This window comes from Methylobacterium sp. yr668, assembly GCF_900116245.1.
Classification (GTDB): domain Bacteria; phylum Pseudomonadota; class Alphaproteobacteria; order Rhizobiales; family Beijerinckiaceae; genus Methylobacterium.
Window position 1 is genome coordinate 372,214 of the sequence record NZ_FOZY01000002.1, and the last position, 15,760, is coordinate 387,973.

At 70.2% G+C, this 15,760-nt stretch carries 15 protein-coding genes and 1 riboswitch; of the genes, 6 read left to right on the top strand and 9 right to left on the bottom strand.

Annotated features, from left to right (window positions below; genetic code table 11):
• On the top strand, window positions 1–828 hold the full coding sequence (locus BM419_RS04365) for a transglutaminase family protein (protein ID WP_020093522.1): 828 nt from the start codon (window positions 1–3) through the stop codon (window positions 826–828).
• Between the two features lie 44 nt (window positions 829–872).
• Window positions 873–1,625, top strand: coding sequence for a proteasome-type protease (locus BM419_RS04370; RefSeq protein ID WP_020093523.1), 753 nt, complete (start codon window positions 873–875; stop codon window positions 1,623–1,625).
• Between the two features lie 58 nt (window positions 1,626–1,683).
• On the opposite strand, the gene BM419_RS04375 is transcribed toward BM419_RS04370, so the two are convergent.
• Genes BM419_RS04375 through thiO form a run of 4 tightly spaced genes read right to left on the bottom strand, consistent with a single transcriptional unit; the run spans window position 1,684 to window position 4,575 of the window.
• Window positions 1,684–2,340, bottom strand: a complete 657-nt coding sequence (locus BM419_RS04375) for a thiamine phosphate synthase (RefSeq protein WP_026604987.1) — start codon at window positions 2,338–2,340, stop codon at window positions 1,684–1,686.
• Window positions 2,337–3,140: a thiazole synthase gene (locus BM419_RS04380; protein WP_020093525.1), complete on the bottom strand. Its 804-nt coding sequence runs from the start codon at window positions 3,138–3,140 to the stop codon at window positions 2,337–2,339. Before BM419_RS04380 ends, BM419_RS04375 begins: the two co-directional genes overlap by 4 nt.
• A gap of 2 nt (window positions 3,141–3,142) precedes the next feature.
• Window positions 3,143–3,355: a sulfur carrier protein ThiS gene (gene thiS / locus BM419_RS04385; protein ID WP_020093526.1), complete on the bottom strand. Its 213-nt coding sequence runs from the start codon at window positions 3,353–3,355 to the stop codon at window positions 3,143–3,145.
• Window positions 3,352–4,575, bottom strand: a complete 1,224-nt coding sequence (gene thiO / locus BM419_RS04390; RefSeq protein ID WP_020093527.1) for a glycine oxidase ThiO — start codon at window positions 4,573–4,575, stop codon at window positions 3,352–3,354. The genes thiS and thiO overlap by 4 nt, the downstream gene beginning before the upstream one ends.
• Before the next feature lie 64 nt (window positions 4,576–4,639).
• A riboswitch (TPP riboswitch) is annotated at window positions 4,640–4,768 on the bottom strand.
• Window positions 4,769–5,001: 233 nt separating this feature from the next.
• Here thiO and BM419_RS04395 point away from each other — a divergent pair.
• Complete coding sequence (locus BM419_RS04395) at window positions 5,002–5,505, top strand: retropepsin-like aspartic protease family protein (protein ID WP_234081031.1); 504 nt, start codon at window positions 5,002–5,004, stop codon at window positions 5,503–5,505.
• Between the two features lie 398 nt (window positions 5,506–5,903).
• Complete coding sequence (locus BM419_RS04400; protein ID WP_020093529.1) at window positions 5,904–7,025, top strand: glycosyltransferase; 1,122 nt, start codon at window positions 5,904–5,906, stop codon at window positions 7,023–7,025.
• Between the two features lie 89 nt (window positions 7,026–7,114).
• On the opposite strand, the gene BM419_RS04405 is transcribed toward BM419_RS04400, so the two are convergent.
• The 4 genes from BM419_RS04405 to BM419_RS04420 all read right to left on the bottom strand — a co-directional run bounded on the left by BM419_RS04405 (window position 7,115) and on the right by BM419_RS04420 (window position 13,083).
• Entirely contained in the window at window positions 7,115–8,374 is a 1,260-nt protein-coding gene (locus BM419_RS04405) for an adenylate/guanylate cyclase domain-containing protein (protein WP_020093530.1), read from the bottom strand.
• Window positions 8,375–8,450: 76 nt separating this feature from the next.
• The gene (gene rpoD / locus BM419_RS04410) at window positions 8,451–10,433 is read right to left on the bottom strand and encodes an RNA polymerase sigma factor RpoD (protein WP_020093531.1); all 1,983 of its coding nucleotides are present in this window, start codon (window positions 10,431–10,433) and stop codon (window positions 8,451–8,453) included.
• Window positions 10,434–10,631: 198 nt separating this feature from the next.
• Window positions 10,632–12,521 (bottom strand): DNA primase, encoded by a 1,890-nt coding sequence (dnaG, locus tag BM419_RS04415; protein ID WP_020093532.1) that lies wholly within the window; start codon window positions 12,519–12,521, stop codon window positions 10,632–10,634.
• A gap of 100 nt (window positions 12,522–12,621) precedes the next feature.
• Window positions 12,622–13,083, bottom strand: coding sequence for a GatB/YqeY domain-containing protein (locus BM419_RS04420; protein WP_020093533.1), 462 nt, complete (start codon window positions 13,081–13,083; stop codon window positions 12,622–12,624).
• A gap of 191 nt (window positions 13,084–13,274) precedes the next feature.
• Between BM419_RS04420 and carA the strand changes: the two genes are divergently transcribed.
• Window positions 13,275–14,498, top strand: a complete 1,224-nt coding sequence (carA, locus tag BM419_RS04425; protein ID WP_020093534.1) for a glutamine-hydrolyzing carbamoyl-phosphate synthase small subunit — start codon at window positions 13,275–13,277, stop codon at window positions 14,496–14,498.
• Between the two features lie 185 nt (window positions 14,499–14,683).
• The gene (locus BM419_RS04430) at window positions 14,684–15,061 is read left to right on the top strand and encodes a hypothetical protein (RefSeq protein ID WP_020093535.1); all 378 of its coding nucleotides are present in this window, start codon (window positions 14,684–14,686) and stop codon (window positions 15,059–15,061) included.
• Window positions 15,062–15,094: 33 nt separating this feature from the next.
• Here BM419_RS04430 and BM419_RS04435 read toward each other — a convergent pair whose 3' ends face one another.
• Entirely contained in the window at window positions 15,095–15,484 is a 390-nt protein-coding gene (locus tag BM419_RS04435) for a pseudoazurin (RefSeq protein ID WP_020093536.1), read from the bottom strand.
• Window positions 15,485–15,760: the final 276 nt, after the last annotated feature.

A 15,760-nucleotide genomic window follows, 5' to 3' on the forward strand; every position in this document is an offset into this window, starting at 1 on the left:
ATGCGCATCCGCGTGGTTCACGAGACCATCTACACGTACGAGCAGCCCGCCCGCGGGCTCGTGCAGGTCCTGCGGCTGACGCCGCGCGACCATGATGGGCAGTACGTCCGCGGGTGGCGGATCGACACCACCGTCGACGGGCGGCTGACCGCCCGCGAGGACGGGTTCGGCAACGTCGTCCACTGGTTCACCCCGGACGAGCCGGCCGACGCCCTGACCATCCGGGTCACCGGCGAGGTCGACACCGACGACACACACGGCGTCGTGCGCGGCACGGTGGAGCGCCTGCCGGACGAGTTCTACCTGCGCGACACGGACCTGTGCGCCGCGAGCCCGGAGCTGCACGCTTTCGCGGAGCGCGTCGCCGCCGAGGACGACGGTGCGACCTTGGCCCGACTCCACCGGCTGATGGGGGCGGTCCACGGTGCTGTGGCCCACGAGCCCGGTCCCGCGAGCGGCGCGGTGCCGGCCGGCAAGGCGTTCGCGGCGGGCCGCGGGATCTGCCAGGATCTCGCCCACGTGCTCATCGCCGCCGCCCGCCACATCGGCATCCCGGCGCGCTACGTCGCCGGCTACCGGGCCCGGGAGGACGGGCAGGCGGATGTCGAGGCGCCCCACGGCTGGGTCGAGGCCCTGGTGCCGGATCTCGGCTGGGTGGCGTTCGACCCGTGCTACGATGTCAGCCCGACGGACAACTACATCCGCGTCGCCACCGGCCTGGACTATCTCGGGGCGGCGCCGATCCGCGGCAGCCGGACCGGCGGTGGCACCGAGACACTGGACGTGAAGCTCCGGGTCGAGCAAGGCAGGGCCGCCGCTCAATCCTGACCGTCCCGACCCCGGTCCGCCGACCGCACGAGAGCCCGAAAACGATGACCTACTGCGTCGGTGTCCTGGTGGAGGAAGGGCTGGTCATGGTCGCCGATACCCGCACCAATGCGGGGCTCGACGACATCTCGACCTACCGCAAGCTCCACCATTTCAACGTGCCGGGCGAGCGGGTGATGATGCTCGCCTCCGCGGGCAACCTCTCGATCACCCAGTCGGTGCTCAGCCTGCTCCAGGAGGGCGTGCCCGGCGAGGAGGAGGGTGAGCCGCCGCAGAAGCTCGTCGAGGCGCCGACGATGTTCCAGGCGGCGCAGCTGATCGGCCGGGCCATCCGGCGGGTGCGCGCCATCGAGAAGGACGGGTTCGAGGCGGCCAATATCCGGTTCTCGATCTCGCTGCTGTTCGGCGGCCAGATCGGCACCGGCGAGATGCGGCTGTACCTGATCTACTCCGCCGGCAATTTCATCGAGTGCAGCACCGACGCGCCGTTCCTCCAGATCGGTGAGCACAAGTACGGCAAGCCGATCCTCGACCGCGCCGTGAAGTACACGACCGACCTCTACGACGCCCTCAAGGTGAGCCTGGTCTCGATGGATTCGACCATGCGCTCCAATCTGGGCGTCGGCCTGCCGATCGACATCGCGGTCGCTCGCCGGAACGCGCTGACGCTCGAGGTGAACCACCGGATCGAGGCCGGCGAGGGCTACTTCCACGATCTGCGCGAGCGCTGGTCGGCTGCGCTGCGCGCGGCGCACCGGGCGATCCCGCGCCCGCCCTACGGACCGTCCAACGCCTAGGGCAACTACAGCATCGGCCGTCTTGCTCCGCTGCGCTCGCCGGGACGGGGGCAGATTTCTACGTGGCTGTCCGAGCCGCTGAAGACTCCGCTGCGCCCCAGGCCTTCAGGAGCGCCCGGGTCGCGTCGGCCGGATTCAGGGCGCGCATCGGGCCACCCATGACGGCGAAGCCCGCAGCCCCCGCCGCGCGACAGGCCCCGATCATCTCGGGCCCGACACCGCCCAGGGCCACGATCGGCAGGCCCGCCGCCCGCGCGGCGGCGATCCCCTCGGACCCGAGCGCCGGCCCGTAGCCGGGCTTGCTCGCGGTCGTGTAGATCGGGCTGAGGGTCACGTAATCGGCGCCGGCCTGCGCGGCAGCCGCAGCCTCGCGCGGCGCGTGGGCCGAGACGCCGATCAGCGCGAGCGGACCGAGTGCCGCCCGCGCCGCCGCGATCGCCTCCGGTCCCGAGCCGCCGCCGAGATGCACGCCGTCGGCACCGAGGGCGCGCGCGAGCGCGACATCGCCTCCGACCGTCAGGACGCCGTTCGCGGCCCGCACGCGCTCGGCCACGCGCGCACCGAGGCGCAGGCGGGCATCCGCCTCTAGGTCCCGGTCGCGGAACCAGATCCAGCGCCCGCCGCCGTCGAGGACCGCCTGCACGGTCTCGGCGAGGGGCCGCGGATGCCCGTGCCGGTCCGTCACCGCGAGCAGCGGCGACGGCAACGCCCTCACGAGCCGACGAGGCCGAGCTGCGGGCTCGACGGCTCGGCCCGGCCGCGGCGGGGGATCCGCCCGGCGCGGTGGGCGTCGCGCCCGGCCTCCACGGCCCGGCCCATGGCGCGAGCCATCCGCACCGGATCGTCGGCCTTGGCCACGGCGGTGTTGATCAGGCAGGCGGAGGCGCCGAGCTCCATGGCGATCACCGCGTCCGATGCGGTGCCGATGCCGGCATCGACCACCACCGGCACTGTCGCCCGGCGGCAGATCAGCTCCAGGTTGGCCGGATTGGCGACACCCATCCCGGAGCCGATCAGCGAGCCCATGGGCATCACCGCGGCGCAGCCGAGATCCTCCAGGCGCTGGCACACGATCGGGTCGTCGTTGCAGTAGGGCAGCACGACGAAGCCGTCGTCCACGAGATGGCGGCAGGCCTCGATCAGCTCCATCACGTCCGGGTAGAGCGTCTCGCGGTCGCCGATCACCTCGACCTTGATCCAGTTGGTGTCGAGCGCCTCGCGGGCGAGCTCGGCGGTCATGATCGCGTCCCGGGCCGTCTCGCAGCCGGCGGTGTTCGGCAGGAAGCGCTTGCCCTTCAGGATCTTGACCGTGTCCGAGCCGTGGCCCTGCAGCGAGACCCGGCGGATCGAGGCGGTGACCACGTCGGCGCCGCTCGCCGCGACGGCGTCGCGCATGATCGCCTGCGTCGGGTAGCCGGCGGTGCCGATGAACAGCCGGGACGACAGCCTCACCCCGGCGATGGTCAGGCTGTCATCCCCGCCCTCGGGGCGCGGCGGCAAGTGACTCTGGTCCATGCTCAACCTCCCTGCATGGCGCGGACGATCTCGACCCGGTCGCCCTCCGCGACCGGTGTCTCGCCCCAGTCCCGGCGGCGCAGAACGCGGCCGTTCAGCGCGATGGCGACACCCTGCGGACTCTCGATGCCGCTCTCCTCCGCCTCCAGGCGGAACAGGGCGTCCACCGTCTCGACCGCGCACTCGCGCGGCTCACCGTTGACGAGGAGTTTCATGCCGAGGCCCTCAGCGCTTCCGGCTGGCCGAAGCGCGCGCGGGTGAAGGGACGCGCCACCTCCGGCAGCGCGCCGCGCAGCACCAGCGCGGCGATCGCGTCGGCGGTCACCGGGGCGAGCAGGTAGCCGTTGCGGTGATGCCCGGTGGCGGCGACGAGGCCCGGCGCGATCGCGTCGAGGATCGGTGCGTCGTCGTCCGAGGTCGGGCGGTACCCGCTCCAGACCGCCTCCACCTCCATCTCCTCGATGCCGGGCAGCACCCGGCGGGCACCCTCCAGCAGGGCGTAGAGTCCGCCCGCGGTGACGCCGGGCCGGAAGCCGCAATCCTCGACGGTCGCGCCGACGATGAGCTGGCCGTCGCTCTTCGGCGCCATGTGGACCTGCTCGGTCCAGACCATCCGCGCCAGGGTACCGGTCCGGGCGGTGGTGCGCAGGGCCAGGGACTGGCCCTTCAGCGGGCGGACCGGCAGGGCGAGCGCGTCGGGCAGCAGACCGCCCTCCCCGCTCCAGGCGCCGGAGGCGAGGATGACGGTCTCCGCCGGGACGACGCGGTCGCCGGCGCGGATCCCGGTCACGCGGCCACCCGACCAGTCCAGGGCGGTGACGGGATTCCGCTCCGCCAGAATTACGCCGGCGCGGCGGCAGGCCTCGGTGAGGGCGTCCATGACCAGACGGGGGTCGACCTGATGGTCGAGCGGGCAGTGGATCCCGGCGGTGACGGAGGGGCGCAGGCCCGGCTCCAGGCGCCGCACCTCGCTGCCCGGCAGCCACGTGGCCTCGAGCCCCGAGCGGCGCTGAAGGTCGAAGCGGAAGCGCAGGCGCTCGACCTCGTCGCGGCCGACCGCCAGCACCAGGGTGCCGTCGGCGCGGTAGTCGATCGCCCGGCCGGACTCGGCCTCCAGGGCGTCGCGGAACGCGGGCCAGAGCCGCAGCGAGTCCAGGGCGAGCGGCAGCAGCGGATCGGAGCCCGGCTCGTGCTCGGCGGCGGGGGCCAGCATGCCGGTGGCCGCGAGGCTCGCGCCCGCCCCGATCGTGTCCCGCTCCAGCACCGTCACGGCGCGGCCGGCCCGGGCGAGGCGCCACGCGATCGACAGCCCGATCAGCCCGCCGCCGACCACGGCGACGTCCGTCCGCGCCGGAAGGGTCGCCGGCGCGACGTTGCCGTCCGGGTTGCGGCGGCGGCCGATCGGTGAGGCGGGTCGGTCGAGGGGCACAATCATCTCCGCGGATTGCCGTCGCGGAGATCGGGCCGTGCGCTTCGGTGAGAAGCTGTGGCCTGCCTTTCAGGCGGCCGCGGTCCAATCCCTACGCCGGTATGAGCCGGATCAGGTTCGAAGGATTTCCGCGCCGCAGGTCCTGACGGACGTGCCAGCGGTTTCTCAGCCCCTTGCCGGGGATCTCCCTGGAACAGACGCAGATGTGGCTCCCCGGCCCCTGCCGGTCAACCCCGCGCCGCGAGCATCCAGTCGTTCCCGCGACAATCCGCGGATCCCGGTGACGATCTGGACACCAAGCGGAGCGGAATCGGCGCGCGCGCCGCGGCGGCGACCGCGATCGCGCACCATCCCTTCACTGGTCTGGCATCTCATCACCGGGATTCCGGAACGTCTCCGGTCGCCGGCACTCCACGTCACGGGCGGACTCGCGTGCGCGCAATCCTATTGATCTGCCTGCTCGGCTTCCTCGGTGTCACGGCCGCCTTGAAGCTGCGCGACGGCATGAGGCCGGCGCCGGTGGCCCTCGCCGTCACGCCGCCGGAGCCCGTTCCCGCAGTCGACGCCGCCGGCGTGGCCCTCCAGGCCGGGCGCAACGGCCACTTCTTCGTCAATGCGCTGTTGGACGGCCGCTCGCTGCCGATGATGGTCGATACGGGAGCGAGCGCCTGCGCGTTCTCCGAGGAGGATGCCGCGCGGATCGGGATCCGGGTCACTCCGGCCGATTTCACCCGCGTCTGGAACACCGCGAACGGCACGGTCCGCGTGGCGCCGATCCGGATCGCCATCGTGCAGATCGGATCGATCACGGTCCGGGACGTCGATGCGGTCGTGATCCCGCGCGGGCTCCTGTCGACGAGCCTGCTGGGCATGTCGTTCCTCAGGCGTCTGCGCGATTTCGGCATCTCCGGCAGCACGATGACGCTCAGGGGCTGAGGCGGCCGGAGATCGACGCTGATCTGTCTGGCCGAGGCGCGCCTGTGGGGATCCCCCGGGCCTGCACCACGGGATCGGCTGCGGGCCCAACGCCCGCGCCGATGACCTACGGCGTTCGGGCCTCGTGCCAGCCCGATGGCGGGTGTCTCCTGATCCGCTCGATCAGTCTATCGGTCGCGGGTATTTGCAGTCATAAGACCGTGAGCCGGAGAATTTATATATAACTGGCTTATTATATGTAGTTTCAGATATTTAATCCAAATTTTTCCGAAGGATATGTTTGTTTTGTCAGCGCATTCCGGCAATGCTAGGAGCGTTCATGACTGCGCATCCGACACGTGAGCGCGCGATGGGACGGCTTCGGTATGAAGAATCGCGGATCGACGATCTGTTTGTCCATGATCGTGAAGGACGAGGCCCACGTTATCCGGCGTTGCCTCGATTCTGTTCGTCCGATCATCGATCATTGGATCGTCGTCGATACCGGCTCGACGGATGGAACCCAGGATGTCGTCCGTGCCGCGCTCGCGGACATACCGGGTGCTCTGGTCGAGCGCCCCTGGGTCGATTTCGCCTTCAACCGGAACGAGGCCTTGAAACTCGCGCGGCGTCACGCGCAGTACGCATTGATCATCGACGCCGACGATGAGCTGATCGTCCCGGCGGAATTCACGATGCCGAAGCTGCGTGCGCCCGGCTATCGGTTCGAGATCATCGACGCGCACACGCGGTACTGGCGCAACCAGCTGGTCAGCACCCGGGAGAACTGGCGTTACCGGGGCGTGCTGCACGAATTCCTCAGCTGCCCCGGCGTGACAGAGACACCGATCCTCCCCCTCGCGATGCGTCGGGGCGACGACGGTGCCCGCCACCGCGACGCGACGGCGGACGCGCGGGATATCGCCGTCCTCGAGAAGGCACTGGCGGTCGAGACGGACCCCTTCATGATCGCCCGGTACACGATGTACCTCGGCACCACCTACGACGCCGCCGGCGAGTACCGGAAAGCGTTCGCCTGTTTCCTGAAGCGGGCCGATCTCGGCGGATGGGACGAGGAGGTCTATTTCAACCTGCTGATGGCCGCGGTGAACGCGGAGCGCCTCGACGAGCCGGAGGACAGGGTGCTGCAGCTCTACGAGCGCGCCACCGCAATCCGTCCGGGGCGGGCGGAGGCGCGCCACGGGGCCAGCCGATTCTGCAGGCTGAGGAAGCGGTTCGCGGAAGGCTATCGTTACGCCGAGGCGGGCTTGGCTCTCGAGCTTCCGAGCGAGGGCATCTCCCTGAACCCGTGGGTCTACGAGTACGGCTTGCTCGACGAGTTCGCCCTCAACGCGTACCACAGCGGCCAGTTCAGCGCCTGCGGACATGCCTGCCTGAAGATCCTCGAGCGGGCGCATGTCCCGCGGGAGGTCGCCATACGCGCCGGCGCCCTGGCCCGGGACGTGATGGCGCAGATGATCGATCCGGTCTGGGGTTGCCGGCACACACCCTACGCTCTGCCGTTCGTGCCGACGTGGTGACACGCACCGCGCGCGGATCGCCCGCGAGCCTCAGATCGCGGCGGATCTCCGCGAGCGCCGCGTGACGTCGGGTCCGATCGGAGGGCCGCTCAGCTGGACTTGCGCGGCCGCAGGAATTTCGGCCGGAACACCGCCATGGGCTCGTCGAAGCCGTTGAGCCGGTGCTCTCCCATTGGGATCGGGTCTCCCCAGAGGAAGTCCACGAAGGGCTTCGACATCAGCAGCGGCTCGCCGAGGGCGCGGTTCAGCTGCGCGATGCGGCTCGCGAGGTTCACGTCGCGGCCGATCACCGTGAAGTCGAGGCGTGAGCCGGATCCGACATTGCCGTAGGCGGCCTCGCCGTGGTGGAGCGCGATGCCGGCGGCCACCGGCACCGGGAACTGGTGCAGGGCGTTCGCCTCGTCGAGGGCCGCCAGGGCGTGCTGGGCCGCCGTGAGCGCGCCCTTGGCCGCGCCGCCCAGATCGTCGCCGGTTTCCCGGAAGATCGCCAGCAGGCCGTCGCCGAGATACTTCAGGACCTCGCCGCCCTCACGCTCGATCGGCGGCACGAGGCAGTCGAAGAACACGTTGAGCAGGCCCACCGCCTCCTCCGGCGTCATGTCGGCGGTGGTGCGGGTGTAGTCGCGCATGTCGGCGAACAGGATCGCCGAGCGGATCCGGGTCACCTGCCCGCGGCGGATGTCGCCGGCCAGGATCGCCCGGTGCGGCTCGTCGCCGACATAGAGCCGGAGCACGTGGTCGAGCTGCTTGTTGAGGACGCGCATCTCCATCACGGCCGCCAGCGCCGGCATGACGAAGCGGAGGATCGCGATGTCGTCGTCCCGGAACCCCTCGGGGGCCCGCGTGGCGAAGGTGATGCCGTTCTGCGTGCCGTTCGTGAAGAACAGGGGCGCCACGACGTAGTGGGTGTAGCCGCCAGCCTTCAGGTCGGGAACGATCGCGTAGGCGTCGTCCGGAGTCTTCGACAGGTCGAGGATGAGCCACTCCCCGGTCTCGTGGACCGTGTGGAACGGGCTGTTGAGGTACGCGTCCGTCGAGCGGGCCCCGTGGGGGAACAGCCGCACGGTGGTGCCGCCGTCCCGCGTCCAGATTCGGCCGACGCCGGCATACTCCGAGTGCAGGGTGTCGATCGCCGTGGAGGCCCGGTCCACCGGCACGCCGATCGCGATCAGGCGCTCGGCGAGCCCGGCCAGCATCTCCTCGGCGTTGGGCATCCGCGCGCCCTCGCCGAGAAGCCAGTCGCGGATGCCCACGGAGGGCTGGAGCGCGCCGAAGGGCACGTCGTCGGCCTCCGAGCCGTCCGCGAAGGCCGTCGGGGATCCGGGCGTTGGCGGGCGGCGTTCGAGCATGGCGCCAGACTGGATGCCGCGCGGCACCGTGGCAACGCGGGCGACGGGGAAGCGCCGCGCGGTTCGCGGCGCGGGCTCAGTTGTCCAGGAAGCTCCTGAGCTTCCGGCTGCGCGAGGGATGCTTCAGCTTCCGCAGCGCCTTCGCCTCGATCTGGCGGATGCGCTCGCGGGTCACCGAGAACTGCTGGCCGACTTCCTCCAGGGTGTGGTCGGTGTTCATGCCGATGCCGAAGCGCATGCGCAGCACGCGCTCCTCGCGGGGCGTGAGCGAGGCGAGCACGCGCGTCGTGGTCTCGCGCAGGTTCGACTGGATCGCCGCGTCGATCGGCAGGACGACGTTCTTGTCCTCGATGAAGTCGCCGAGGTGGCTGTCCTCCTCGTCGCCGATAGGCGTCTCGAGGGAGATCGGCTCCTTGGCGATCTTCAGGACCTTGCGGACCTTCTCCAGCGGCATGGCCAGCTTCTCGGCCAACTCCTCCGGGGTCGGCTCGCGGCCGATCTCGTGCAGCATCTGGCGCGACGTGCGGACGATCTTGTTGATCGTCTCGATCATGTGCACCGGGATGCGGATGGTCCGGGCCTGGTCGGCGATCGAGCGGGTGATCGCCTGACGGATCCACCACGTCGCGTAGGTCGAGAACTTGTAGCCGCGGCGGTACTCGAACTTGTCGACCGCCTTCATCAGGCCGATGTTGCCCTCCTGGATCAGATCCAGGAACTGCAGGCCGCGGTTCGTGTACTTCTTGGCGATCGAGATCACGAGGCGCAGGTTCGCCTCGATCATCTCCTTCTTGGCCTGCCGGGCCTCGCGCTCGCCCTTCTGGACCATGTTGACGATGCGGCGGTACTCGCCGATCTCCAGGCCCGTCTCCGAGGCGAGGTCGAGGATCTGCGCGCGCAGCTCCGCCACCTGCCTCGAGCCGCGCTCGACCAGGTTCTTCCAGCCCTTGCCGCCGAGCGTACCGACGCGCTCCATCCAGTTCGGATCGAGCTCGTAGCCCTGGTAGTGGCGCAGGAACTCGTCGCGGGCCACGCCGTGGCTCTCGGCGAAGCGCATCAGCCGGCCCTCGTGGCCGATCAGCTGCTTGTTGATCGAGTAGAGCTGGCCGACCAGCGCCTCGATGCGGTTGTTGTTCAGAGACAGGGACTTCACGTCGGCGACGACGATGTCCTTCAGCTCGATCTGCTTCTGGTTCTGGGCCGGGGTGTTCTGCTCGCCGGCGGCCTTGCGCTCGGTGCCCTCGATCTGGAACTTGCGCAGCTTGCGGTAGTTCGCGGCGATCGCGTCGAAGGTCTCGAGGACCCGCGGCTTGATCTCCGCCTCCATAGCGGCGAGCGAGACGTTGTTCTCGAGGTCGTCCTCGTCGTCGCCACCCTCCGGCGGCGCGGGCGGCTCCGCGTCGTCCCCGCCGTCCTCGCCCTCGGCGATCTGCGGCGCGTTCTTGCCGTCCGGGCCCGCGTAGGTCGCCTCGAGGTCGATGATGTCGCGCAGGAGGACCTTGCCCTCCACGAGCTCGTCCCGCCAGATGATGATCGCCTGGAAGGTCAGCGGGCTCTCGCAGAGGCCCGCGATCATCGCCTCGCGGCCGGCCTCGATGCGCTTGGCGATGGCGATCTCGCCCTCGCGGGACAGGAGCTCCACCGAGCCCATCTCGCGCAGGTACATGCGCACCGGATCGTCGGTGCGGTCGGTCGGCTCCTTGGTGGTCGTGGCGACCGCGACGGCGCGCGCCGGCGCGACCTCGGCGACCTCGCCGCCCTCGGCCTCCTCCTCCTCGCCGTCCGCGGCCTTCTCGCCCGCGGCCTCGTCGGTCTCCTCGGCCTCGACGACGTTGATGCCCATCTCGGAGAGCTGCGAGAGCACGTCCTCGAGCTGGTCCGGATCGGACTGCCCCTCGGGCAGGACCTCGTTGACCTCTTCGTAGGTCACGTAGCCGCGCTTCTTGGCGAGCTTGACCATCCGCTTGACCGAAGCATCCGTCAGGTCGAGGAGCGGCCCGTCGGTCTGCTGCTCGGGGGCAGCGTCCGTCTCGTCCCGTTCCGTTGCCTTCGTCGCCATGATCAGCCTATTGTTTCGCACGCGGCGCGTAGCGGAGGCCCCGATGAGGCCGGTCCACGCCGTCGGCGCCGCTGTATGAGATCGGCGCCGGATCGCTCCGGTCGCCGTGAGTCGTCGGTTTCCGTATGCAAGCCCGAGGCTTGACCGATTGTTAACTATGGCGGGACACGTCACCCCGCCACCGCCATGACACAGGCATCACACGGCCGTCGAGTCGCTCGACACCGGTGCATCGGCCTCCGCCTCGGCGGCGATGACGGTTTCCAGCCTCGCCTTCACTTCGCAGAGCCATGCCCACCCGGCATCGGTCGGATCGTCCTCAAACGCCTGCCGTGCTTCGCGAAGTTCGCTATGTAGCGCTCCTGCCTGCCGGTGCAAGATCATCGCCTGTCGGAGCGCGTCTGCGCGGTGGGCAGGATCGGCGTGCGGGGCCAGGGTCGTGCGGTCCCGCGAGCGGGCCAGGGCGAGGATTCGGTCGGCCGCCCCTGTGAGTCCGGCGCGATTGATGCGGTTCTGCAACACCTCGGGCGCCGTGTCCTCGTCCTCGGCCGCGCAGGCCAGCAGGACCGACAGCAGCGCCCGGGCGTCGGGATCGGCGAAGTCGAGCTCGGCCGCCTCCTCGCCGAACTCCGCCATCATCTCGGGATGGGCCAGCAGGGTGCCGACGATCACCGCCTCGCGCACCGGGGCGGCGCCCGTGAAGCCCGCCGAGGCCGTCACCGAGGGACTCGGGCTCCCGGTGATGCGCGGCGAGACGGGCTCGCCGGGCCGGGCGAAGCGCTGGCGTCCGCGCGGGGCCGCGCCGGTGGCGCGGTTGGCGCGGGGCGACAGGCCGCGCAGGCGCTCCTCGACATCGTCGCGATAGTAGCGCCGCACGGTCTCGTCGCGGATCGTCGCGACGGTGGTGCGCAGGGTCTGGGTCAGGCCGGCGCGGCGCTCCGGCGTGTCGACCGGTCCCGCCTCGAGGGCGCGCCGCCACAGCAGCTCCGAGAGGGGAAGCGCGGCCGCGAGCACCTGGTCGATGGCCGTCGGGCCGCCCGAGCGCAGCAGGTCGTCCGGATCCTGGCCGCCCGGCAGCAGCGCGATCCGCAGCGAGCGGCCGGGCTCGAGGAGCGGCAGCGCGATGTCGAGGGCCCGGAAGGCCGCCCGCTGGCCGGCCTTGTCACCGTCGAAGCACAGGATCGGCTCGTCGGCGTGGCGCCAGAGCAGCCCGAGCTGGTCCTCGGTGAGAGCGGTGCCCAGCGGCGCCACCGTCTCGGGATGGCCCGCGAGCGTCATGGCGATGACGTCGACGTAGCCCTCCACCGCGATGATCGAGCCGCGATCATGCGCGGCCTTGCGGGCGCCGTGCAGGTTGTAGAGCGTCCGGCCCTTGTGGAAGAGCGGCGTCTCCGGCGAGTTGAGGTACTTGGCGCGCACCTCCTTGGCGAGCGCCCGGCCGCCGAAGGCCACGACCCGGCCGCGGGTGTCGGTGATCGGGAACATCACCCGGTCGCGGAAATAGTCGTAGGGGACGGAGACCCCCTCCCCCGCCGCGAGCAGGCCGAGTTCGACCATCAGCGCCTTCTCGACCCCCTGCCCGGCGAGGTGGTCGCGCAGGGCGTAGCGCTCGCCCGGCGCGTAGCCGAGGCGGAAGGCCCGCTGCGTCTCGTCCCGCAACCCGCGCCGCTCGAGATAGGCGCGGGCCTCGCTGCCCTGGCCCGACCGCAGGCGCTCCTCGAACCAGCGCGCGGCCATCTCCATGACCTCGATCGCCCCGGCCCGCTTCTGCTCGCTGGCCCGGTTGTCCTCGGTGGGCGCCGGCAGGCTGACGCCGGCCTCGCCCGCCAGCCGCTCGACCGCCTCGGGGAAGCTGAGGCCCTCCGTCTCCATCAGGAAGGTGAAGATGTCGCCGTGCTTGGAGGACGAGAAGCAGTGGTAGAACTGCTTCTGGTCGTTCACGTAGAAGGACGGCGTCTTCTCGGCGTTGAACGGCGACAGGCCGCGCCACTCGCGTCCGGCCTTCTTCAACTGCACGCGGCGGCCGACCACCGACGAGGCCGGCAGCCGGGAACGGATTTCTTCCAGGATGTGGGGCGGATAGCGCACGGGGCCTGGGACGGGTTGCGTGAACCCGCTCCTATAGCGCTAGAGGCGTGACCGAGTCCCTCACACGCCCGGAATCCGGTGGAGGATTGCGGGGAGAGGTTCAGCCCTTCGCCGCCAGCGCGGCCTTCACCAGGCCGCTCGCCTTGCCGAAATCCATGCGGCCCGCGAAGGTGCCCTTCAGGGCGGCGATCACCTTGCCCATGTCCTTCGGGCCGGCCGCGCCGGTCTCGAGGATCGCCGCCTCGACCGCGGCCTTCGTCTCGGTCTCGTCCATCTGCTTCGGCAGGAACGTCTCGACGATGGCGATCTCGGCGCGCTCGTTGGCGGCGAGTTCCGGCCGGCCGCCCTGCTCGTAGACCGCGGCCGATTCGGTGCGCTGTTTGATCATCTTCTGGAGCAGCGACAGGATCTCCTCGTCGGAGATCGGCTCCTTGCCGTTGCCGCGGGCCTCGATGTCCCGGTCTTTCAGGGCGGCCTGAATCATCCGGACGGTCGCCAGCCGCTCTTTGTCGCCGGCCTTCATGGCCTCCTTCATCTCGGTGGTGAAGCGCGCGCGCAGCATCTCGATGAACCTTCCAACGGTCGAAGCGGGGGCTGGCCTGCGATTTGCGGGAGTTGAGCCCTGCCGGCAGCGGAGCCACATTGACCCCATCGCGGGCCGCTCGCTAAGAGCGCCGCACACGATCATGCCGCAAGCCGAGAGCGCCGCAACCCGGCGCCCGCCTTCGGCCGGACATAAGCGAGACTCAGCCCATGCTGCAAGACGCCGCCGCGCATGCCCCCGAGCCTCAGGCTCCCGAGCCCTGGGCCGAGCCCGTCGCGACGGCTCTGCTGGTGCTGGCCGACGGCACCATCCTGGAGGGATTCGGCATCGGCCAGACCGGCGTGGCCGACGGCGAGGTCTGCTTCAACACCGCGATGACCGGCTACCAGGAGATCCTGACGGACCCGTCCTATGCCGGCCAGATCGTCACCTTCACCTTCCCGCATATCGGCAATGTCGGTACTAACGACGAGGATCTGGAGAGCCTGGAGGCGGCACCGGCCTCGGGCGTCCGCGGCACCGTCATCGCTTCGGCGGTGACGAACCCGTCGAACTGGCGGTCCTCGTCGCATCTCGACGGGTGGCTCAAGGCGCGCGGCATCGTCGGCATCACGGGCGTCGACACCCGGGCGCTCACGGCCCGCATCCGCGACCAGGGCATGCCCAACGCCGTGATCGCCAACGATCCCCAGGGCAATTTCGACCGCGAGGCCCTCAAGGCCCGCGCGGCGGCCCTCGCGCCGATGGAGGGGCTGGACCTCGTTCCGCCGGTGACGAGCCGCGCGCCGTCGGAATGGTCCGAGACCGTCTGGGCGCTGGGCAACGGCTACGGCACGCGCGCACCCGGCGAGGGCCTCAGGGTCGTGGCCATCGATTACGGCGTGAAGCGCAACATCCTGCGCCTCCTCGCCCAGGCCGGCTGCGACGTCACCGTCGTGCCGGCCACCACGACGGCCGAGGAGATCCTGGCGCTGAAGCCGGACGGCGTGTTCCTGTCGAACGGCCCCGGCGACCCGGCCGCCACCGGCGCCTACGCGGTCCCGGTGATTCGCAAGCTCCTGGACGAGAAGGTGCCGACCTTCGGCATCTGCCTCGGCCACCAATTGATGGGTCTCGCCCTCGGCGGCCGGACCGTGAAGATGGGCCAGGGCCACCACGGCGCGAACCACCCGGTGAAGGATAAGACCACCGGCAAGGTCGAGATCGTGTCGATGAACCACGGCTTCGCGGTGGACCCGGACAGCCTGCCGGAGACGGCCGTGGAGACCCACGTGTCGCTGTTCGACGGCTCGAATTGCGGCCTGACCCTCACCGACCGCCCGGCCTTCTCGGTGCAGCACCACCCGGAGGCCTCCCCCGGCCCGCGCGACAGCCACTACCTCTTCGAGCGCTTCGTGACGCTGATGCGCTCGGGCGAACCCGAGCGCGCCTGACGCGTCGTCCTCGCGAGCGCCGCGGAGCCGCGGCGCGGCCTTTCAGTCCTGCGTCCCGACCCCAATCGGGCCGCGGCGGGGCCATAAAATCCGCCAGATCGGACGGCTTAAGGGAGCCCACGACGGCCCCTGAACGGCGGCGCATCCGCGCCCGGCGACGGCGGTCCGTCGCAGGGGATTGCCGGATGACCATCGACGAGGCGCGCGACGATTTCTCCCGCCTGCACCGCAGCTTCACCTTCCATCTCGGCGTCGCCGCGGGCCTGTCCTGGCTGACCGCCCTCTACGCCGCCGTCTACGCCCCCTGGGTGCGCAACATCCGGGCGCTGATCGATCCGACCGGCGGATTCGACCGCGTCGAGAGCACGGTGTCCTACCTCTTCGCCATGCCGGCGGTCCTCGCCCTCGCCTGGGTCTCGGTCTATTTCGGCCGCGAGGCCCTGCGCCGCGCGCAGACGCTCTCGAACGTCGCCGTGGAGTTCGCGGCCGCCGCATTGGTGGCCTTCGGGGTGTTCTACCTCTCGATCGACCGGGCGGTCGCCGCGCTCCACGCCGGCTTCTGAGACGGATCGGGGCGGCCAGCGCCGCCCCGGCGCCTACTGAACTTTCTCGAACAGCGGCTCGAACCGCTTGGCGGCCAGCTTGTTCTGCGGCACCGCCCGGGCCGCCTCCAGGTTCTCGGGCCTGTCGCCGACCTGGACGAGGCCGACCATCCCCATGATGTAGTGCGGCGAGCACTTGATGCCGTAGAGGCCGGGCTTGTCGAAGGTCACGGCCTCCTCCTTGCCGACCACCGTCTTGAACGGCGCCGCGCCCTCGGGCGCCATCCCCTTGATCAGCTCGGCATTGTGACCCTTGTCGGCCGGCACGAACCGCACCGTGTCGCCGGGCTGGATTTTCACGAAGGCCGGGTCGAAGACCATCATCCCGCCCGGACCGCTGTTCAAAGTCTTGATGGCGACCTCCGAAGCGTTCGCGCCCGTCATCGAGCCGATCAGAAGTATCGCGAAGAGTGTCGCTAGCCTGAGCATTTTCGGTCTCGAACGATGATGATGTCGATCGGCGCGCTGGCCGATCCATCGGAGCTTAAGGTCCGGCGTCAATCTCCTGCAAGAAATCGATGAATTCTTTTGAGAATTTATAAATCCTCCAAATCGAAGGATCGATGCCGCATCCATGCGCCGGGCGCGCGGCCAGACTGCGCGGTTGTCCCGGCCTTCCAATGCGCCCGTCGCCCGTGTAAACGCGGGGCTCAACGACAT